Here is an 18,891-nt window from a genome sequence, read left to right on the forward strand (position 1 = left end):
TCGATGCCATGACGCTCGACTGGTCCACCCCGCCCGCGGACGCCGCCGCCCACTTCGCCCACCGGCTGGCCGTGGAGACCGACGTCTCCGACGTGCACGCGGCGCTCGAGTCCGGCGATCCGGGCTTCGTCCTGCTGGACAGCCGGAGCGCCGAGGCGTGGGCGCAGGGGCACGTGCCCGGAGCGCTGCACCTGCCCGGCCGGGAGATCACCGCGCGCGCCGCCGAGCTCGACGCGGGCGTCCCGGTGGTCACCTACTGCTGGGGTCCGGGTTGCAACGGCGCCACCCGGGCCGCGCTGACGCTGGCGACGCTCGGCTTCCGGGTGCGGGAGATGATCGGCGGCTTCGAGTACTGGGCCCGCGAGGGCCTGCCGGTGGAGACCGCAGCAGGCCTCACCCGCCCCGACGTCGACCCGCTCACCGCACCGGCCGGGATCAGCTGCGGCTGCTGAGCGCGGGCGGCGGGTCGTCGGACAGGCGCGACCAGAGGAACTCGTCGTGCTTGACGCCGTCCCCGTAGCGGTAGGACCGACGGAGACGCCCCTCGCGGGTGAACCCGGCCTTGGCCGCCACCCGGCCCGAGGCCTGGTTCTCCACCGCGTGGTAGAGCTCCACCCGGTCGATGTCGGCGGCGAACGCCCAGCGGCAGACCGCGTCGGCCGCGCGCGCCGCCACGCCCCGGCCCCGGGCGACCGGCGCGATCCAGTAGCCCAGCTGCGCATCGCCGCGCACCCGGTCGATCGAGTGCAGCGACACCGAGCCCAGCAGCGCCCCGCCGGCGTCGGTCACCGCCCAGGACGCCCGGTTCCCGCCGCTCCAGTCGGCCAGCCGGGCGACCATCTCGCGCACCTCCTCCGGTGAGCCGAAACCACGCGCGTTCCACCGCCGCAACGCCGGGTCGGCCGCGAGCGCCCACACCGCCCCCGCGTCCTCGGTGCGCCACGGCCGCAGCACCAGCTCGCCGACGGCGAGGGTGCACGGCTCCGCGTCGCTCACCCAGCGCCCAGCTCGACGGTCATCGCCACCTCGTACCGGTCGCCGCGGTAGGTCGACAGCGCGTGCTCGACCGGCCGCCCGGCGCTGTAGGAGACCCGGTCGAACACCAGCACCGGGCGTCCCACCGGCAGCCCGAGCAGCACCGCGTCCCCCCGGTCGGCCTCGGCGGCCCGCACCGTCTGCTCGGCACTGTCGATCGTGCAGCCGTAGTGCTCGGCCAGCAGGGTGTAGACCGAGCCGGTCAGGTCCTGGGCGTGCAGGTCCGGAGCGAGCGCGGCGGCGTACCACGCGTCGTCGATCGACATCGGCTGCTCGTCGGCCAGCCGCAGCCGGCGCAGGTGCCAGGCGGGCTCCCCCGGCGCCAGCTCCAGCGCCCGGCGGGTCGCCGGTGGCGGCACGGCCCGCACCAGCTCCAGCACCGCGGTGCCGGGGTGCAGGCCGAGCCGGCGCATGTCCTCGTGGAAGGACGCCAGGTGCAGCCGCGAGCGCGCCGTCCGCTCGGCGACGAAGGTGCCCTTGCCGCGCACCCGCAGCAGCACGCCCTCGCTGACCAGCTGGCCGATCGCCTCGCGCACGGTGATCCGGCTGACGCCGTGCTCGATGCACAGCTGCCGCTCGCCGGGCAGCGGCGCCCCGGCCGGCAGCCGGGCGACGAGCTCGGTGAGCCGGGCACGCAGCTGCTCGTGCTTGGGGACGACCCCGTCGGTGATGCGGCCGTCGGTGGCGCGGCCCTCGGCGGCGCGGCCGTCGGTGGTCAGGTCCGTCACGACCGCGATGCTCCCAGCCCGCTCACCAGCCCTGCTGTGGCAGCTTGTTGCCCAGCACGTACCGGTAGTAGTCCGCCCGGCCCAACCGGGCCCCGGCCGCCTCGTCGACGACGAACGTCACGTGCGGGTGCAGCTGGAGCACCGACGCCGGGCACGACGCGGACACCGGGCCCTCGACCGCCGCGGCGACCGCGGCCGCCTTCGCCTCCCCGGTGGCCACCAGCACCAGGTGCTCGGCCTCCAGCACGGTGCCCAGCCCCTGGGTGATCACGTGCCGGGGCACCGCGTCGACGTCGCCGCCGAAGAACCGGGCGTTGTCCCGCCGGGTCTGCTCGGTGAGCGTCTTCAGCCGGGTGCGGCTGGCCAGCGAGGACCCGGGCTCGTTGAAGCCGAGGTGCCCGTTGGCACCGATGCCCAGCAGCTGCACCGCCACCGGCCCGGCCGCCTTCAGCCGCGCCTCGTAGTCGCGGGCCGCCTGCACCGGGTCGTCGGCGGCGCCGTCCGGGCCGTGCACGACCGCCGGGTCCAGCCCCAGGTCGTCGGTGAGCTCCCGGCGGATCACCTCCCGGTAGGACTCCGGGTGGCCGGCGGGGAGGCCGACGTACTCGTCGAGCAGGAACGCCTGCACCCCGGTGAGGTCCAGCCCCTCCTCGGCGTGCCGCCGCAGCAGCTCCCGGTAGGCCAGCAGCGGCGAGGAGCCGGTCGCCAGCCCCAGCACGACCGGCCCGCCACGGGCCAGCGCCGCGAGCACCGACCCGGCGACGGCGTCGGCCACCACCCGGCCGCAGCCCTCGGGGGTGGGCAGCAGGACGACCTCCACGCCTCAGCGCTCCTCTCGGGTCACCCACGCACCGGCCCGCAGGACGGCGATGGGGGTCAGGTCCAGGTCGGCGACCAGCACGTCAGCACGCCGGCCGGCGACCAGCTCGCCCCCATCGTCGCGGCCCAGCAGCCGGGCCGGGGTGACGGCGGCGGAACGGACGGCGTCGGCCAGGGGAACGCCGGCGGCCACGGTGCGCCGGACGACGTCCACCAGCCGCGCCGTGCCGCCGGCGATCGCGCCGGACTCCCCCGCCAGCCGGGCCACACCTCCGCGCACCTGCACGGGCAGGGGGCCCAGGTGGTAGCTGCCGTCGGCCATCCCGGCCGCGGCCATCGCGTCGGTGACCAGCGCGATCGCGTCCGGGCCGACGAGGTCGAAGAGCATGGCCACCGTCTCCGGGGCCAGGTGCACGCCGTCGGCGATCACCTCCAGCACCAGCTCACCCCGCGCGGCGGCGGCCAGGCACGCGCCGACCGGGCCGGGGGCGCGGGACAGCAGCGGCGGCATCCCGTTGAACAGGTGGGTCGCCGAGACGCGGCCGGAGGCCGCTGCACCCCGGACGGCGGCGGTGACGGTGGCCGCGTCGGCGTCGGTGTGGCCGAAGCTCGGCAGCACGCCGTGCTCACGCAGGACGGCGACCAGCTCCGCGGCGTGCGCGGTCTCGGGGGCCAGCGTCATCGAGACGACCGTGCCGGGACTGCCCGCCAGCAGCTCGTGCAGCGCGGCCGGGTCACCGGGTACCAGCGCCGCGGGGTCCTGGGCGCCGCAGCGGGCGGCGGACAGGAACGGCCCCTCCAGGTGCACCCCGGCCAGCTCCCCGGCGGCGACCAGCGGGGCGAGGGTGGTCAGCCGGTCGCGCAGCACGTCCAGCGGGGCGGAGACCAGGCTGGCCAGCTGCGTCGTCGTCCCGTGCGCGCGGTGGTGCGCCGTCGCGGCCAGCGCACCGGCGGGGTCGCCGTCCGGGAAGCCGTGCCCAGCGGCGCCGTGGCAGTGCACGTCGACCAGGCCGGGCAGCAGCAGCCGGTCCGGCGCAGGTGGGGGCAGCGCCCCGTCCCACTCCCCCGCCGGACCGGCGAAGGCGACCCGGTCCCCGGTGACGGCGACGACGCCGTCCTCGACGACCGGGCCGCCGGTGACCAGCCGGCCCCGCAGCACGGGGCCGGCCGGGACGTCGGTGCTCAGGATGGCGGACGCTCCTCGAGGGCGGCGCCGGCGACCTGCGGCGGCGCGGTGGCCGCCCCCGCCTCGACCGGGGTGTCGGGCGTGGGCTCGACGTCGGCGGTCTCCTCCTCGCGGCCGGGTGTCCTGAGGTTCCACTTGCGGATGACGAAGCGGAACAGCACGTAGTAGACCGCCGCGTAGGCCAGCCCGATCGGGATGAGCCAGATGGCGTTGGTGGCCTGGCCGAAGTTCAGCACGTAGTCGAAGAACCCGGCGGAGAAGAAGAAGCCGTCGTGGATGCCGAGCGCGTTGGTCAGCGCGAGCGAGGTGCCGGTGAGCACCGCGTGCACGACGTAGAGCGGCCACGCGACGAAGAGGAAGGAGAACTCCAGCGGCTCGGTGATCCCGGTGAGGAACGCGGTGAGCGCGGTGGAGACCATGATCCCGCCGACGACCTTGCGCTGCTCCGGGCGGGCCTCGTGCCAGATGGCCATCGCCGCGGCCGGCAGCGCGAACATCATGATCGGGAAGAAGCCGGTCATGAAGGTGCCGGCCGAGGGGTCGCCGGCGAAGAACCGGTTGATGTCGCCGTGGACGACGTCGCCGGCGGCGGTCTCGTAGTCGCCGACCACGAACCAGACCACGGAGTTCAGGATGTGGTGCAGGCCCAGCGGCAGCAGCAGTCGGTTGACCAGGCCGAAGATCCCACCGCCGACCACGGTGTTGCCGTCGACGGCCTCACCGAGGTTGGTCAGCGCGGTGTCGAACACGCCGTAGACCAGCGACATCAGGCAGGCGACGATCGTCATGGTGAACGCGGTGATGATCGGGACGAACCGGCGGCCACCGAAGAAGCCCAGGTAGGTGGGCAGCTTGATGCGGTAGAACCGCTGCCAGAGCACGGCGGTCAGCAGGCCGACGACGATGCCGCCGAGCACGCCGAAGCTGATCAACTCCTGCGTCTCGCCCTCCGCCGGTTCGCCCAGCACGATCGGGCTGAGCGCCTCGAAGACGTTGGTCAGCACCAGGTAACCGACGACGGCGGCCAGCGCGGTCGACCCGTCGGCCTTCTTCGCCCAGCCGATCGCGATGCCGACGGCGAAGATCAGCGGCAGGTTGTCGAACAGCGCTCCGCCGGCCGCGGCCAGCACCGCGGCGACCGTCTCCAGCGCGCTGAACCGGCCGAGCATGTCCTCCTGCCCGAGCCGCAGCAGGATGCCGGCCGCCGGCAGGGCGGCGATGGGCAGCATGAGGCTGCGACCCAGGCGTTGCAGGCCACCGAGCCCGCGGACGCCGGTGGGTGGGGCGGTCAGGAAGCTCATGGGTGGTCTCCCGGGGAGGGGGCGGCGGACGGCGGCGGGTGCGTTCACCGGCCATTCCCTCCGGCGCCGTCCTACCGGTACCGTCCGGTCATGACCAGTTGACCGGGGAGGATGGCCGGGTCCGCGGACACCTGTCAACACCCTGGACGCCACCGGGTCCCGGCCGCTTGGCTGAGCGCTCCGGACCCGGCACCGACGCGGCTCCGAGCCGCGGGGAGGAGCACACGTGGGCGCCACTGACAAGGCGGAGCAGATCGTCGCCGGCCTGGGCGGGGCGGCCAACATCGACGAGGTCGAGGGCTGCATCACCCGGCTGCGCACCGAGGTCAAGGACCCCTCGCTGGTCGACCAGGACGCCTTGAAGCGCGCCGGCGCGCACGGCGTGCTCGTCGCCGGCAGCGTCGTCCAGGTGGTCGTCGGTCCCGAGGCCGACTCGCTGGCCGACGACGTCAACGACCTGCTGTGAGCTCACCGCTCACCGTCACCGCCCCGCTGCCCGGCCGGCTGCTGCCGATCGACCAGGTCCCCGACCCGGTGTTCGCGGGCTCGCTGGTCGGTGCCGGTGTGGCGGTCGACCCGGCCCCGGACGCCGGGGTGCTCGACGCGGTCGCCCCGGTGTCCGGGCGGCTGCTCAAGGTGCACCCGCACGCCTTCATCGTGCTGACCCCCGAGGGCCGGGGCGTGCTGGTGCACCTGGGCATCGACACGGTGCAGCTGGCCGGCGCGCCGTTCACGGTGCACGTCACCGAGGGCGACGACGTCGCCGCCGGTGACCGGGTCACGACGATGCACGTCGCCGCGGTGCGCGCCGCCGGGATGTCGCCGGTCACGCCGGTCGTGGTGATGGACGCCCCTGCCGAGACGGTGCCCGAGGTCGCCGCCGGGACGCCGGTGGCCGTCGGGGACACCCTGTTCACCTGGACCGCCCCGAGCTGAGCGTCTCCGTGCGGTCCGCCGGCTCACCGGGTAGGGCGCGCACGTGACCGTCGTCCGGGTCGACCCGTCGCTGCGCTTCCTGCTGCCCCTCCGGTGCCGGGCGGCCGGCGAGCGGGAACTGGGGTACGACCCGGACGCCACCGTCGCCCACCTGGTGCAGGCCGCCGGGGTGCCGCTGACCGAGGTGGGCGAGGTGCGGGTCGACGGGGTCACCGTGGACCGCACCGCCCGCCCCGCCCCCGGCGCCGTCCTGGAGGTGCGGCCGGTCGGCCGGCCGCAGCCGGTGCCGGCCGGGGGTTTCCTGCTCGACGTCGGGCTGGGGACCCTGGCCCGGCGGCTGCGGCTGCTCGGGCTGGACGCCGCCTGGCGGAACGACGCCGACGACCCGGATCTCGTGGCGCAGGCGACGGCCGAGGACCGGGTGCTGCTCACCCAGGACCGCGGCCTGCTGATGCGCCGGGCGCTGCAGCACGGCGCCCTGGTCCGCGGGAGCGACCCGGACGACCAGCTCGCCGACCTGCTGGAGCGGTTCGCCGTCGCGCCGGCGCCGCTCACCCGCTGCACGGCCTGCAACGGGGAGCTGACGCCGGTGCCCAGGGCCGAGGTCGCCGGCCTGCTCGAGCCGGGCACCCTGCACACCGCCGAGGAGTTCTCCCGGTGCACCCGCTGCGGGCGGGTCTACTGGCGCGGCGCCCACTCCCGCCGGATCGACGAGCTCATCGCGGCGGCAACGCGCGCACGTCGGTGAGCACGTGGTCGACCAGTCCGTAGGCCTGCGCCTCGGCCGGGGAGAACCAGCGGTCGCGCTCGGAGTCCCGGGCGATCCGCTCGACGTCCTGCCCGGAGTGCTCCGCCTGCAGCTCGTTGACCTGCTGCTTGAGCTGGCCGAGCATCTCTGCCTGGATGGTGATGTCGGCGGCCGTGCCGCGCAGGCCGGCCGAGGGCTGGTGCATGAGGATCCGCGTGTGCGGCAAGGCGTGGCGCTTGCCCGCCGTTCCAGCGGTGACCAGGAACTGGCCCATCGAGGCGGCCATGCCCATGGCGTACGTGGCGACGTCGCAGTCGACGAACCGCATGGTGTCGTGGACGGCCAGCCCGGCCATCACCGAGCCGCCCGGTGAGTTGACGTACAGGTGGATGTCGCGGGCCGGGTCCTCGGCCGAGAGCAGCAGCATCTGGGCGCACAGCTCGTTGGCGATGTCGTCGTCGACCTCGCGGCCGAGGAAGACGATCCGCTCGCGCAGCAGCCGCTCGTAGACGGCGTCGCCGAGGGTGGTCGCCGTCGGGGCAGCGGTCCGCATCGTGATCGGGAAGGGCGTACCGGGAAAGGTCATCGATCTTCCTCTCGGGCATCCGGAATGGACGACGCGAGCCAAGCAGGAATGCACACCCGGCGACCTGCAGAAATGACCGATTGCGCGGTCAGCGCACTTCTTGTGCCCTCGGCGAATGCGGGTTGACGGGCTGGGTCCGGCGAGCAGGGGGTGGCCGGGGCGGGCGCGTGGTCTGATCGACCGGTGAGCACTCCCCCCGTCGTCCGGCGCGCGACCCGGGCCGACGTCCCGCGGCTGGCCGCGACCCTGGCCGCCGCCTACCCCGACTACCGGTGGACCTCGTGGGCGCTGCCCGAGGACGGCCGCACCCAGCGGCTGTCCCGCTGGGCGGAGCTGTGGGGCGCGCTGGTGCCGGTGCTGTCCGAGACCGCGTGGGTCACCGACGACGTGAACTCGGCCGCCGCCTGGGCGGCCCCGGACGCGCCGCCGCACGCTGCGGACCTGCAGGCGGTGATCGACCGCGATCTGCCCCGGGTGTTCGGTGCCCGGCAGCCGGTGGTGCTGGCCAGCGAGCGGCTGGGCGCGCTGGGCCGGCCGGACGAGCCGCACTGGTGGCTGCACGCCGTCGGCACCCGCCCCGCTGCCCGGCACCAGGGCCTCGGCGCGGCGGTGCTGCAGCCGGTGATCGAGCGCTGCGACGCCGACGGGGTGCCGGCCGCGGCCACGGTCTACACCTCCACCGTCGTCCGCTGGCTGCAGCGGTTCGGGTTCGCCGTCACGCACAACACCCGCACCGCCGTCGACCACGAGCTGCCGATCTGGACCCTGGTCCGCCAGCCCCGCCGGAGTTGACCCGCGGGGGCCACGCACCGGCACCGGGGTGACGTGCGGCCCGGGATGACCCACACCGTCCGCACGCCGCGACGGAGGAGACCCCGTGCCCGAGTACACGCTGCCCGACCTGCCCTACGACTACAGCGCGCTGGAGCCGCACATTAGCGGCCGGATCATGCAGCTGCACCACGACAAGCACCACCAGACCTACGTCACCGGCGCGAACACCGCCCTGGAGAAGCTCGCCGAGGCGCGGGAGACCGGGAACTTCGACACGGTCAACCAGCAGGAGAAGAACCTGGCGTTCAACCTGGCCGGGCACGTCAACCACTCGGTGTTCTGGCCGAACATGAGCCCGGACGGCGGCGGTCGGCCCGAGGGGGAGGTCGCCGCGGCCATCGACGACCAGTTCGGCGGGTTCGACGGCTTCCAGGCGCACTTCACCGCCGCCGCCCTGGGCATCCAGGGCTCCGGCTGGGCCGCGCTCACCTGGGACTCCGTCGGCCAGAAGCTGCTGGTCAACCAGTTCTACGACCACCAGAGCAACCTGGCGGTGGGGCTGGCGCCGATCCTGCTGCTGGACATGTGGGAGCACTCGTTCTACCTGGACTACCAGAACGTGAAGGGCGACTACGTCAAGGCGTGGTGGAACGTCGTGAACTTGACCGACGTGGAGCAGCGCCTCGCCCGGTCCCGGACGGCGACCAGCGGGCTGATCGTCCCGGCGTGAGCTGAGGCTTGCCTGACCCCCGGGGGCCACAGGTCGGCCCCTGCGGCCCCCGGGGGCCGGGCAGCCACAGAGGAGCCAGCCCCCTGAGCCAGCCTGCGAGGAAGCCGTGTTCCTGTCGAAGACCGAGGCCGCCGTCCTCACCAGCACGCTGCCGCACGTCCGGCCCCCGGCGCCCCCGGCCGCCAAACGGCGGCTGTGGCCGATGCTCGGCCCGGCGTTCGTCGCCGCCGTCGCCTACGTCGACCCCGGCAACTTCGCCACGAACTTCTCCGGCGGCGCCTCCTTCGGCTACACGCTGCTGTGGGTGATCGTCGCCGCCAACCTCATGGCGATGCTCATCCAGGCACTCACCGCCAAGCTCGGCCTGGCCACCGGACGCGACCTGGCGACCAACTGCCGGGAACGGCTGCCCCGGCCGGTCACCTGGGGCCTGTGGGGGCAGGCCGAGGCGGTCGCCATCGCCACCGACCTCGCCGAGATCGTCGGTGGAGCGGTCGCGCTGAACCTGCTGTTCGGGGTGCCGCTGCCGATCGGCGGGCTGATCACCGCCGTCGTCGCGTTCATCCTGCTGGCCGCCCAGTCCCGCGGCCACCGCCCGTTCGAGCGGGTCATCACCGGGCTGCTGCTGGTGATCGGCGGTGGGTTCGCCTACACGCTGGTCGGCTCCGGGGTCGACCCGGCGGGCGTCGCGTCGGGCATGGTGCCCAGCTTCTCCGGCAGCGAGAGCCTGGTGCTGGCCACCGGCATCCTCGGCGCGACCGTCATGCCGCACGTCATCTACGTGCACTCCGCGCTCACCCCGGGCCGCTACGGCGACGTCGTCACCGAAGGCCGGACGCACGGTGGACGGCGGCGCCTGCTGCGCGCCCAGCGGATCGACGTCCTGGTCGCCATGGGCCTGGCCGGGCTGGTCAACGCCGCCATGCTGATCATCGCCGCGCAGCTGTTCACCGCCGGCGACGGCATCGAGTCGCTGGAGAGCGTGCACGCCGGTCTCGGCGACCAGCTCGGCGGCGGGGCCGCGCTCGCCTTCGCCCTGGCCCTCCTCGCCGCCGGGTTCGCCAGCTCCTCGGTCGGCACCCACGCCGGGCAGGTGGTGATGGCCGGGTTCCTGCGCAAGCACATCCCGGTGCTGGTCCGCCGGCTGATCACCCTCGCCCCGGCCCTCGGCGTGCTCGTCCTCGGCGGCGACCCGACGACGGCGCTGGTGTGGTCCCAGGTCGTGCTCTCCTTCGGCATCCCGTTCGCCCTGGTGCCGCTGCTGTGGCTGACCAGCCGCAAGGACCTGATGGGCGCCTGGGTGAACCGTCGCGTCACCACGGTCGCCGGGGGCGTGATCGCCGTGCTGATCATCGGGCTCAACGGCTACCTGCTGGTCGACATCGTCCTCGGCTGATCCGGCGGGGTCCGGCAGCGGACCGATGAGTTCCGCGGCGCGGCGCCGTCCATCCTCGTGACGGCATCCGGCGACCGACCGGGGCGACGAGCGAGGGAGCACCACGATGGGCGCACTGCGCGTGCACGAGTTCACCACCGTCGACGGCGTCGTCGACGCCCCGATGTGGACGATGGAGTACGGCTTCCCCGACGACCTGGCCGCCTCGATCGGCGCGCTCACCGCGCCGGCCCAGGGCATCCTGCTCGGCCGCGTGACCTTCGAGATGTTCGCGCCGGCCTGGTCGACCCGGACGGTCGAGGACGACGAGGGTGCCCCGTTCTTCAACGACACGACCAAGTACGTGGTCAGCTCGACGCTCACCGACGCCGAATCGGTCTGGCGGCACTCGACGGTGCTCGGCGGTTACGACGCCGACCGCATCCGGGCGCTCAAGGACGGCGTCGGCGACCTGTACGTGAGCGGCAGCGCCACCCTCGTGCGCGCGCTGCTGGCCGACGGGCTGGTCGACGAGCTGCACCTCTACGTCTATCCGCTCGCCGTCGGCACCGGGACCCGGCTGTTCCCCGAGGGGCACCCGCAGACGACGCTGTCGCTGCTCGGCACCGAGTCGCTGAGCAACGGCGTCGCCCACCTGACCTACGGACCGTCCGCCGCCTGAGCCGCGCCACCTGACGTTCCCGCGGGAACGTCAGGCCGGCGGGGCCTGGCCGCCCGGCGGGACGCCGGGCCGCTGGAACCGGCCATCGGGCCCGGGTTCGAGGACCGGTGGCCGCATCGGCCGCATCCCCACCATCGCCCGGGCGCGCAGGGTGAGCGGGAAACGACTGGTCACCCGGTGGGCGGCGGCCGCTGCCTCCGGGCTGCCGGCCGCCTCGACCAGGCGCGGGATGAGGTCCACGTCGATCCCGTCGCCTCCGGGATCCGGGCGGACGCCGGTCACGCTCGGCAGCCGGATCAGCCGGTCCGCCTCGGCCCGGAGCTCGCCGACCGGGAAACGCGTCTGCTCGACGACGACCTCCACCTCCGGGACGCCCGGGTCGTCGACCACGGCCTGCACCGCTGCCGGGAGCCGGCCGTGCCACCGGACGATCAACCGGGTGCGGTCCCGGCTGATCTCCACGTCGCCGAAGTCCGGCGAGTCCCCGGCCGCGGCGCGCAACCGATCGGCGAGCTCGACCAGCTGCACCGTCACCGGTGGCAAGTGCAGGGAGGCGAGCAGCTCGTCGTCCGGCATCGACCGGGGAGTCGGCTCGTCCGACGGCGGGAAGTCGTGCAACGACACGGCGCGCTCAGCCGGCAGCGGCGGGGACGATCTCCCCGGCCTCGACGAACAGCGGGAAGCGACTGGTCACGCCCCCGCGCGTCAGGGCCTCGTCCGCGCCGCCGGCGGCGTCGGCCGCCGAGCTGCGGATCAGGACGTCGAGGCCGTCCCCGGCCGGGCGCGCCCCGATACCGGAGATCAGATCCGGGTGCTCGGTGATCAGCCGGTCCGCCTCGGCCCGGAGCTCGCCGACCGGGTAGCGGGTCTGCTCGACGACGACCTCGATCTCCGGGACGCCCGGGTCGTCGACGACGGCCTGCACGGGTGCGGGGAGCCGGCCGTGCCACCGGACGATCAGCTGGGTGCGGTCCCGGCTGATCTCCACGTCCCCGAAGTCCGGGGAGTCCCCGGCCGCCGCCCGCACCCGGTCGATGAGCCCGTACACGTCCAGCGACACCGGTGGCAGCACCAGCTCTTCCAGCAGCTCCGGCGGCAGCGTCTCGGGGAGGGCGGGCGGCTCGTCCGGCATCGGCTCCAGCTGGACCAGGCCCGGCGGTACGGACGGCGCACCGGGGGGCTCCGGCGTCGCGGAGGCGTCCGCGCACCCGACCAGCGCCACGGCCGGGACGGCGAGGAGCGCGGCGAGTGGCCGGGCGCGACGGGTCTGCACCGCGTGATCATCGCGATCCGGACTCCCCGGGTCCAGAGGTCACCTCACGAGGCGGCACGAAACGGACCCGACCGGCCGGATGTGCCACGATCACCCATGGGCGTCTTCTGGCTGGTCATGGGCCTCGGGCTCGCCGCGCTGCTGCTGACGGCCTGGCTGATGGACCGGGCCGCCCGGCGCCGCGGGGCCCGGATGAGCCCCGGCGCCGACGTCGCCTGGGAGGTGAGGGAGAGCCGCCGGGACGCCGAGATCCTCGGCAAACCCTACAACCAGGACGTCACCTGGAGCAGCTGGAGCCGGCGCAACCACCCGAAGCGCTGACCGGCTGGGACTGACCCGCCTCGCGATCCCGGGGTAACGCCACCCGCTGCGTTCGGGTGACCGGACGCCACGCTCGGTGAAGGCACGCCTGGGCTGTGCCCGGCTGGGCGGCCCGGTCCGCCGCCGGAACCTCACATGCCTTGACCCGCACTCGGCCGCCCCGAGAGCGTGGCCGCCTGCTCGAACACCGCGAGTGACGAGGACGGCGATGGCTTCCTACGTGTACCGATGCGACGACCACGGCCTCACGGAGCACTCGCTCCCGATCGGCACCGCCGAGCCGACGACGAACTGCCCGACCTGCGGGTCCACCGCTGTCCGGGTGTTCACCGCGCCGCGCCTCTCCCTCGGTGACCCCGCGCGTCGCGCGCTGATCGACCGGACCGAGCGGACCCGCGACGCACCCGAGGTCGTGTCCTCCCCGGCCCCTCGACCGGCCCGCCCCTCACCGGTGGCCGCCAACCCCGCGCTCCGCCACCTGCCCCGACCCTGACCGCGCGCCGCCCCGACGAAGGGAGGTCCCGTGTCCAGCGTCGGACTCCTGTACGTCGGGGCCGTGCTGATCCTGAACGGGCTGATGCTGCTCGGGCGGGTGGACGCCCGAGCGGCCGCACCGTTGAACTTCTTCGTCGGCGGGCTGCAGGTGCTCACCCCGACCTTCCTGATCGTCACCTCCGGCGGTGACCCCGACACGATCCTCGCCGCCTCGGGCCTGTACCTGTTCGGCTTCACGTACCTCTACGTGGGCTGCAACCTGCTGGGTGACCTGGACGGCACCGGGCTGGGCTGGTTCTCCGCGTTCGTCGCGTGCTGCGCGCTGGTCTACGCCGGGCTCAACTTCGGACGCCTGGACGATCCCGCCTTCGGCGTGATCTGGCTCTACTGGGCTGTCCTGTGGGCGCTGTTCTGGGTCGTCCTCGGGCTGAAGCGGGAGGAGTGGACCCGGTTCACCGGCCTCGTGGCCGTCGTCGCCGGCGTGTTCACCGCCGCCGTGCCCGCGTTCATGCTCCTCACCGGCGTCTGGGACGACCACCGCACCGAGTCGGCGATCGCCCTGACGGTGATCTGCCTGGCGTCGCTGGCGCTGTACCCGCGGCTGCGCATGCCGCAGCCGGCCGCGGCGCGAGCGCCCGCCCGCGAACTCCGGGAGGGCGACGCGGACCAGACCCGCCACCCGGACGCCCCTGCCGCCGGCACCGGTGGTCCCGCCGGCGAGAGGGGGTGACGCCGACCCCGTACGCCGTACCGCACCGCGCTCTCATCCCGGACGCACACCGCCCAGACCCGGAGGTCATCCGTGCCGAAAGTCGTGTACCCCCTCGACTCGTCGAAGAAGTTCACCGAGCAGCAGTACGTCGGGCACAACCGCTGGCACCCCGACATCCCGGCCAACGTCACCGTCCGCCCGGGCGACACCTTCCGCGTCGACTGCCGGGAGTGGTTCGACGGCGCCATCCACAACGACGACTCCGCCGACGACGTCCGCGACGCGCCGCTGTCCCGGGTGCACTGCCTGAGCGGCCCCTTCCACGTCGAGGGGGCGCAGCCGGGTGACCTGCTGATCGTCGACATCCTCGACCTCGGGCCGATCCCCCAGGAGGACTCCGGTCCGCTCGCCGGGCAGGGCTGGGGGTACACCGGCATCTTCGCCAAGCAGAACGGCGGCGGCTTCCTCACCGACCAGTTCCCCGACGCCTACAAGGCCATCTGGGACTTCTCCGGGCAGACCGCCACCTCCCGGCACGTCCCCGGCGTCTCGTTCACCGGGATCATGCACCCGGGGCTCATGGGCACTGCGCCGTCGGCCGAGCTGCTCGCCCGCTGGAACCGCCGGGAGCAGGCGCTGATCGACACCGACCCCGACCGGGTGCCGCCGTTGGCGCTGCCGCCGCTGCCCCAGGACGCCATCCTGGGCACGCTGCAGGGCGACGACCACGACCGCGTGGCCCGCGAGGCCGCGCGTACGGCACCGCCCCGGGAGAACGGCGGCAACCAGGACATCAAGAACTTCACCAAGGGCAGCCGCGTCTTCTACCCGGTGTACGTCGACGGCGCGAAGCTGTCGCTCGGCGACCTGCACTTCTCGCAGGGCGACGGTGAGATCACCTTCTGCGGCGCGATCGAGATGGGCGGCTTCATCGACCTGCACGTCGACCTGATCAAGGGCGGCATGGACACCTACGGCGTCCGCGAGAACGCCATCTTCCTGCCGGGCAACGTCGAGCCGCGGTACGAACGCTGGCTGGCCTTCTCCGGCACGTCGGTGACCCTGGACGACGAGCAGCGCTACCTCGACTCGCACCTGTCCTACCAGCGCGCCTGCCTGCACGCGATCGACTACCTGACCAGGTTCGGCTACACCCCGGAGCAGGCCTACATGATCCTGGGGGCCGCGCCCATCGAAGGCCGGCTGTCCGGGGTGGTCGACATCCCGAACTCGTGCTCGACGGTCTACCTGCCCACCGGGATCTTCGACTTCGACGTGGAGCCGTCCGCGTCGGGGCCGACCCGCATCGACCCGGGCATGGGGGTCCCGCGGTCCGGCTTCTGAACGGCTGCCGGGGCGCGGCCGACCCGCTCCGGGTCGACCGCGCCCCGTCGGCGACGCCGGTCAGCCCGGCTGGGCCTCGCCTGCCTCGGGGAACAGCGGGAAGCCGCTCTCCACGCCCGCGTCGAGGACGGCGGTCTCCGCACTCCCGGCGGCCTGGACGGCGTCCGGTGCGACGAGCACCTCGATGCCGTCCCCCTCGGGCCGGGCACTGGCGGCCTGGACGACCGGGGCGTGCTCCGCGGCGATCCGCTCGGCCTCGGCCCGCAGGTCGCCGGGGCGGAACTCGGTCTGCTGCACGACGACGGTGAGCCCCTCGCCGGCTGCGTCGACCACCTTCCGGACGTGCGCGGGGAGCTCACCGAACCAGCGGACGGTCAGCCGGGTGCGGTCCAGACTGAGCCCCGGCGTCCCGTGGTCGGGCGAGTCGCCGGCGGCCGCGGACAGCCGTTCGAGAAGGTCGTACACCTCGGCGCGGGTGCCCGGGTACATCACGTACTCGCCGTGACCGACCCCCGGGGACGGCGGAGCGGACCGGCGGGGCTGCTTGCGCGGGGCCATGCGCCCATCATCCAGGCTGGGGCCATGGAGATCAGCGGAGCACGGATCTGGGTCACCGGCGCCTCGACCGGGATCGGCGCGGCGCTCGCGCGGGAGCTCGCCGACCGCGGCGCGCGGGTGGCGATCAGCGCCCGCAACGCCGAGCAGCTCGCCGAGGTGGCCGGGGACCGGATGACCGTCGTCCCGGTCGACGTCACCGACCGGGCGGCGACGGTGGCCGCGGGCGAGCAGGTGCGCGCGGCGCTGGGCGGCATCGACGTCGCCGTCGCCAACGCCGGCACCTGGTCGGGGTTCCACGTGGAACCGTGGGACTCCGACGCCTTCGCCGACCACCTGCGGATCAACGTGATGGGCGCGGTGCACACCTTCGAGGCCGTCGTCTCGCAGATGCTCGCCGACGGACGAGGGCGGCTCGTCGGGGTGGCCTCGGTCGCCGGCTACCGCGGGCTCCCCGGCTCGGAGGCCTACAACGCCGGCAAGGCCGCGCTGATCAGCCTGCTGGAGAGCCTGCGCGGCTCGCTGGCCCCGCGCGGCGTCGTCGTCCAGCTGGTCAACCCCGGCTTCGTGACCACCCGGATGACCGACCGCAACCGCTTCCCGATGCCGTTCAAGGTGCCGGTCGACGTCGCCGCCCGGACCATCGCCGACGGCATCGCCCGGGACAAGGCGGAGATCGTCTTCCCGCTGCCGATGGCGCTGCTGATTAAGACCGCCCGGCTGGTGCCGGTGCGGGCCTGGACGGCACTCACCGCCACGATGGCCCGCCGGGGCTTGCACGGCGGGCCGGGCCGGCGGGAGGGTCGAGCCGCCTGACCGTCCGTTGAGAGCCGGGTCGTGACGCGGCTCAACGGACGGCGGTGCGGCTCAACCCCGCGGCTCAGCCCCTCGGCTCAGCCCCTGCGGCTCAGCCCGCCGCGTCAGTCCTTCGGGCCGCCGGCGACGTAGATGACCTGGCCGGAGACGAAGCCGGCACCCTCGCTGGCCAGGAACGCGGCGGTGTGCGCGATGTCCTCGGGCTGGCCGACGCGGCGCACCGGGATCTCCTTGGCCGCACCCTCCTTGAACTGCTCGAACGGCACCCCGACCCGCTCGGCCGTCGCCGCGGTCATCTCGGTCTCGATGAACCCGGGCGCGATCGCGTTCGCGGTGACGTTGTAGCGGCCCAGCTCGATGGCGAGGGTCTTGGTCAGCCCCTGCATGCCGGCCTTCGCCGCCGAGTAGTTCGCCTGCCCGCGGTTGCCCAGCGCCGAGACGCTGGACAGGTTCACGATCCGGCCCCACTGTGCGTCGACCATGTGCTTCTGCGCCGCCCGGCTCATCAGGAACGCCCCGCGCAGGTGCACCCCGAGCACGGCGTCCCAGTCGCCGACGCTCATCTTGAACAGCAGGTTGTCCCGGGTGATCCCGGCGTTGTTCACCAGCACGGTCGGGGCGCCCAGCTCGGCCGCCACCCGGTCGACCGCGGCGGCCACGGAGTCCTCCCCGGCGACGTTCGCGCCCACGGCGAGCGCCCGGCCACCGGCGCCGGTGATCGCCTCCACCGTGCCGGCGCAGGCGCCCTCGTCCAGGTCGAGCACGGCCACCGCCATGCCGTCCGCGGCGAACCGCTTCGCGATGGCCGCGCCGATCCCGCGCGCCGCCCCGGTGATGATCGCCGTCCGCTGCTCTGCCACTGCATCTCCCTGCGAGTTGGTTGCTGTCGAGTCGTGTGCTGTCACTCCTGTGCATACACCCGTGCGGCCGTCAGTCCTCCGGGCGGGCGGTGAGGACGGCGAGGGCGCCGACGGCCAGTGCCCAGCCCAGCTGCACCGGCACCCACACCGCCGACGGCGTGCCCACCAGCAGGGCGATGCCGAACGGCACGGTGCCCACCACGCCCAGGTCGGTCCCACGCACCAACGTCTGGCCCACCCCGGTGGGCACCGCGCCCATCGGGGTCGCCACCACCGGCCCCGACCAGTCCAGCTCCGGCCGGTAGCCGCCGCGCACCGCGGCACCGGCCCACGCCGGGGCGACCGCGACACCGAGCCCGGCCCACACGACCATCGCGCCCGTGCCCTGGCCGACCAGCGCGCCGGAGACGCCGCACACCACGACCAGCACGGCCAGCGGCACGACCGACCGCAGCCGGACGACGACGTCGGCCGAGAGCGGCAGCACCCGGTCCAGCGCCGGGGAGGCCTGCGCCCGCCGGCTGGGCTCGCCCAGCGCCACCGCCGCCAGCGCCCACCCCAGCACGGCGGCGACCGCGACCAGCGCCGGCAGGTTCCCCAGGCCGGACGTGCGGGCGGCCAGCACCGGCAGCGCCGCGCCCACCGCCAGCTGACCCCAGCGCCACGGCGACCGGGTGAGCACCACGAGGTCGGCGGCGAGCAGCGCCGACCGGGCACCGCGCACCCGCCGCCACCGGCGCGGCCGCCGGGGCGCCCGCGGTGAGCTGGCCAGCGCCCGGCCCAGCTCGCGGGTGTCCATCGAGAACGTCGAGGCGGTCGCGTACTGCACGATCTCCCCGCGCGCCCGCAGGTCGCCGGCGCGCAGCCGGCCCAGCCGGCGGTCGGCGGCGACCACCCCGAGCACCGCCAGCACCCCGGCGACGACGGCGGCGGCTGCCAGCGGCGTCCCGGTCGGCTGCACCGCCCAGCCGGACACCGGGCCGGCGTCGACCGCGGCCAGCACCGTCCCGGCGACCGCGGCGCCCACCACCGCCGAGCAGGCCAGCGCCCCTGCGGCGGTCGGCAGCCGACGGCCTCGGCCCGCCGCCTGCAGCACCACCAGCAGCCCGGCGCCGGCCGCGGTGAGCAGGGCCGCGGCGGACACCCCGACCAGCACGTCGGCCGCCGCGGGGTTGCTCGTCGGGGTGGCGCCCGGCACGGCGAGCAGCACCGGGACGACGACCACCGCGGCCGCCGTCGCCGAGATCAGCACCACCCGGAACAGCTCGCCGCGCAGCAGCCCCCGACGGTCGGCCGGCAGCGGCAGCCACCAGACGGCCGCGGCAGGGGTGGCGCTCACCGGGCCGAGCCGGGCGAGCACCCAGGCCAGCCCGGCGACCACCAGCACGGCGGCGACCAGCGAGGTGATCGCCCCGGGCAGCACCGCGGCTCCGGTGGCCGGCCGGGCGGCGATCTGGACGCGCAGGCTGGAGACGGTGCCGCCGACGACCGCGACCAGGACGCCCAGCGAGGTCAGCCAGCCCACCACGTCGCCGACCAGGCTCACCCAGCTGGTGTCGGCCCGCGCCGCTGTCGCCCGGCGGGTGACCCGGCGGACGGCGGCGCCGCTGAGCAC

The 18,891-nt window shown here is 74.6% G+C and carries 24 protein-coding genes; 13 read left to right on the top strand and 11 right to left on the bottom strand.

The features are described 5' to 3' along the window. Positions 1-8: 8 nt before the first annotated feature. Positions 9-452 (top strand): rhodanese-like domain-containing protein, encoded by a 444-nt coding sequence (locus tag ACI79Y_RS07100; protein ID WP_457157798.1) that lies wholly within the window; start codon positions 9-11, stop codon positions 450-452. Here ACI79Y_RS07100 and ACI79Y_RS07105 read toward each other — a convergent pair. From ACI79Y_RS07105 to ACI79Y_RS07125, 5 genes are read right to left on the bottom strand one after another with little or no spacing between them, the layout of a single operon-like run. Beyond that, on the bottom strand, positions 436-996 hold the full coding sequence (locus tag ACI79Y_RS07105; RefSeq protein ID WP_457157799.1) for a GNAT family N-acetyltransferase: 561 nt from the start codon (positions 994-996) through the stop codon (positions 436-438). The genes ACI79Y_RS07100 and ACI79Y_RS07105 overlap by 17 nt on opposite strands. Then, positions 993-1,763 (bottom strand): GntR family transcriptional regulator, encoded by a 771-nt coding sequence (locus ACI79Y_RS07110; protein ID WP_457157800.1) that lies wholly within the window; start codon positions 1,761-1,763, stop codon positions 993-995. Before ACI79Y_RS07110 ends, ACI79Y_RS07105 begins: the two co-directional genes overlap by 4 nt. A 22-nt stretch (positions 1,764-1,785) precedes the next feature. Continuing rightward, the gene (gene nagB, locus ACI79Y_RS07115) at positions 1,786-2,583 is read right to left on the bottom strand and encodes a glucosamine-6-phosphate deaminase (RefSeq protein WP_457157801.1); all 798 of its coding nucleotides are present in this window, start codon (positions 2,581-2,583) and stop codon (positions 1,786-1,788) included. A gap of 3 nt (positions 2,584-2,586) precedes the next feature. Continuing rightward, entirely contained in the window at positions 2,587-3,741 is a 1,155-nt protein-coding gene (locus tag ACI79Y_RS07120; RefSeq protein WP_457157802.1) for an N-acetylglucosamine-6-phosphate deacetylase, read from the bottom strand. A 23-nt stretch (positions 3,742-3,764) separates the two neighbouring features. After that, positions 3,765-5,069: a PTS transporter subunit EIIC gene (locus ACI79Y_RS07125; protein WP_457157803.1), complete on the bottom strand. Its 1,305-nt coding sequence runs from the start codon at positions 5,067-5,069 to the stop codon at positions 3,765-3,767. Between the two features lie 226 nt (positions 5,070-5,295). On the opposite strand from ACI79Y_RS07125, the gene ACI79Y_RS07130 reads away from it, so the two are divergent. Genes ACI79Y_RS07130 through ACI79Y_RS07140 form a run of 3 tightly spaced genes read left to right on the top strand, consistent with a single transcriptional unit; the run spans position 5,296 to position 6,753 of the window. After that, positions 5,296-5,535: a glucose PTS transporter subunit EIIB gene (locus ACI79Y_RS07130; RefSeq protein WP_457157804.1), complete on the top strand. Its 240-nt coding sequence runs from the start codon at positions 5,296-5,298 to the stop codon at positions 5,533-5,535. Then, positions 5,532-6,005, top strand: coding sequence for a PTS sugar transporter subunit IIA (locus tag ACI79Y_RS07135; protein WP_457157805.1), 474 nt, complete (start codon positions 5,532-5,534; stop codon positions 6,003-6,005). The genes ACI79Y_RS07130 and ACI79Y_RS07135 overlap by 4 nt, the downstream gene beginning before the upstream one ends. Before the next feature lie 43 nt (positions 6,006-6,048). Beyond that, positions 6,049-6,753 carry a Mut7-C RNAse domain-containing protein gene (locus ACI79Y_RS07140; protein ID WP_457157806.1) on the top strand — a complete coding sequence of 235 codons (705 nt, stop codon included), beginning with the start codon at positions 6,049-6,051 and terminating at the stop codon, positions 6,751-6,753. On the opposite strand, the gene ACI79Y_RS07145 is transcribed toward ACI79Y_RS07140, so the two are convergent. Beyond that, complete coding sequence (locus tag ACI79Y_RS07145; RefSeq protein WP_457157807.1) at positions 6,722-7,339, bottom strand: ATP-dependent Clp protease proteolytic subunit; 618 nt, start codon at positions 7,337-7,339, stop codon at positions 6,722-6,724. The two genes, ACI79Y_RS07140 and ACI79Y_RS07145, sit on opposite strands and share 32 nt — an antisense overlap. Before the next feature lie 183 nt (positions 7,340-7,522). Between ACI79Y_RS07145 and ACI79Y_RS07150 the strand changes: the two genes are divergently transcribed. From ACI79Y_RS07150 to ACI79Y_RS07165, 4 genes are all read left to right on the top strand, one after another. Then, complete coding sequence (locus ACI79Y_RS07150) at positions 7,523-8,131, top strand: GNAT family N-acetyltransferase (protein WP_457157808.1); 609 nt, start codon at positions 7,523-7,525, stop codon at positions 8,129-8,131. An 85-nt stretch (positions 8,132-8,216) separates the two neighbouring features. Beyond that, a complete protein-coding gene (locus ACI79Y_RS07155) occupies positions 8,217-8,843 on the top strand; it encodes a superoxide dismutase (protein WP_457157809.1) in 627 nt (208 codons plus the stop codon). 106 nt (positions 8,844-8,949) lie between these two features. Further along, positions 8,950-10,239: an Nramp family divalent metal transporter gene (locus tag ACI79Y_RS07160; RefSeq protein WP_457157810.1), complete on the top strand. Its 1,290-nt coding sequence runs from the start codon at positions 8,950-8,952 to the stop codon at positions 10,237-10,239. Positions 10,240-10,345: 106 nt separating this feature from the next. Next, complete coding sequence (locus ACI79Y_RS07165) at positions 10,346-10,900, top strand: dihydrofolate reductase family protein (protein ID WP_457074131.1); 555 nt, start codon at positions 10,346-10,348, stop codon at positions 10,898-10,900. Between the two features lie 30 nt (positions 10,901-10,930). On the opposite strand, the gene ACI79Y_RS07170 is transcribed toward ACI79Y_RS07165, so the two are convergent. Then, positions 10,931-11,524 (bottom strand): hypothetical protein, encoded by a 594-nt coding sequence (locus tag ACI79Y_RS07170; RefSeq protein ID WP_457074130.1) that lies wholly within the window; start codon positions 11,522-11,524, stop codon positions 10,931-10,933. A gap of 7 nt (positions 11,525-11,531) precedes the next feature. Continuing rightward, positions 11,532-12,173, bottom strand: a complete 642-nt coding sequence (locus ACI79Y_RS07175; protein ID WP_457157811.1) for a hypothetical protein — start codon at positions 12,171-12,173, stop codon at positions 11,532-11,534. A 96-nt stretch (positions 12,174-12,269) separates the two neighbouring features. On the opposite strand from ACI79Y_RS07175, the gene ACI79Y_RS07180 reads away from it, so the two are divergent. The 4 genes from ACI79Y_RS07180 to fmdA all read left to right on the top strand — a co-directional run bounded on the left by ACI79Y_RS07180 (position 12,270) and on the right by fmdA (position 15,045). After that, positions 12,270-12,494, top strand: a complete 225-nt coding sequence (locus ACI79Y_RS07180) for a hypothetical protein (protein WP_457157812.1) — start codon at positions 12,270-12,272, stop codon at positions 12,492-12,494. Positions 12,495-12,702: 208 nt separating this feature from the next. After that, positions 12,703-12,987 (top strand): FmdB family zinc ribbon protein, encoded by a 285-nt coding sequence (locus ACI79Y_RS07185; RefSeq protein WP_457157813.1) that lies wholly within the window; start codon positions 12,703-12,705, stop codon positions 12,985-12,987. A 30-nt stretch (positions 12,988-13,017) separates the two neighbouring features. Beyond that, positions 13,018-13,719: an AmiS/UreI family transporter gene (locus tag ACI79Y_RS07190; RefSeq protein ID WP_457157814.1), complete on the top strand. Its 702-nt coding sequence runs from the start codon at positions 13,018-13,020 to the stop codon at positions 13,717-13,719. Between the two features lie 72 nt (positions 13,720-13,791). After that, positions 13,792-15,045, top strand: a complete 1,254-nt coding sequence (gene fmdA / locus ACI79Y_RS07195; protein WP_457157815.1) for a formamidase — start codon at positions 13,792-13,794, stop codon at positions 15,043-15,045. A gap of 60 nt (positions 15,046-15,105) precedes the next feature. Here the strand turns inward: fmdA and ACI79Y_RS07200 are convergent, their stop codons facing one another. Further along, the gene (locus tag ACI79Y_RS07200) at positions 15,106-15,603 is read right to left on the bottom strand and encodes a hypothetical protein (protein ID WP_457157816.1); all 498 of its coding nucleotides are present in this window, start codon (positions 15,601-15,603) and stop codon (positions 15,106-15,108) included. A gap of 24 nt (positions 15,604-15,627) precedes the next feature. Between ACI79Y_RS07200 and ACI79Y_RS07205 the strand changes: the two genes are divergently transcribed. Further along, on the top strand, positions 15,628-16,416 hold the full coding sequence (locus tag ACI79Y_RS07205; RefSeq protein WP_457157817.1) for an SDR family NAD(P)-dependent oxidoreductase: 789 nt from the start codon (positions 15,628-15,630) through the stop codon (positions 16,414-16,416). A gap of 104 nt (positions 16,417-16,520) precedes the next feature. On the opposite strand, the gene fabG is transcribed toward ACI79Y_RS07205, so the two are convergent. Continuing rightward, a complete protein-coding gene (fabG, locus tag ACI79Y_RS07210) occupies positions 16,521-17,276 on the bottom strand; it encodes a 3-oxoacyl-ACP reductase FabG (protein ID WP_457157818.1) in 756 nt (251 codons plus the stop codon). A 70-nt stretch (positions 17,277-17,346) separates the two neighbouring features. Then, positions 17,347-18,891: a DUF6297 family protein gene (locus ACI79Y_RS07215; RefSeq protein ID WP_457157819.1), complete on the bottom strand. Its 1,545-nt coding sequence runs from the start codon at positions 18,889-18,891 to the stop codon at positions 17,347-17,349.

Source organism: Modestobacter sp. SYSU DS0875 (assembly GCF_054050915.1).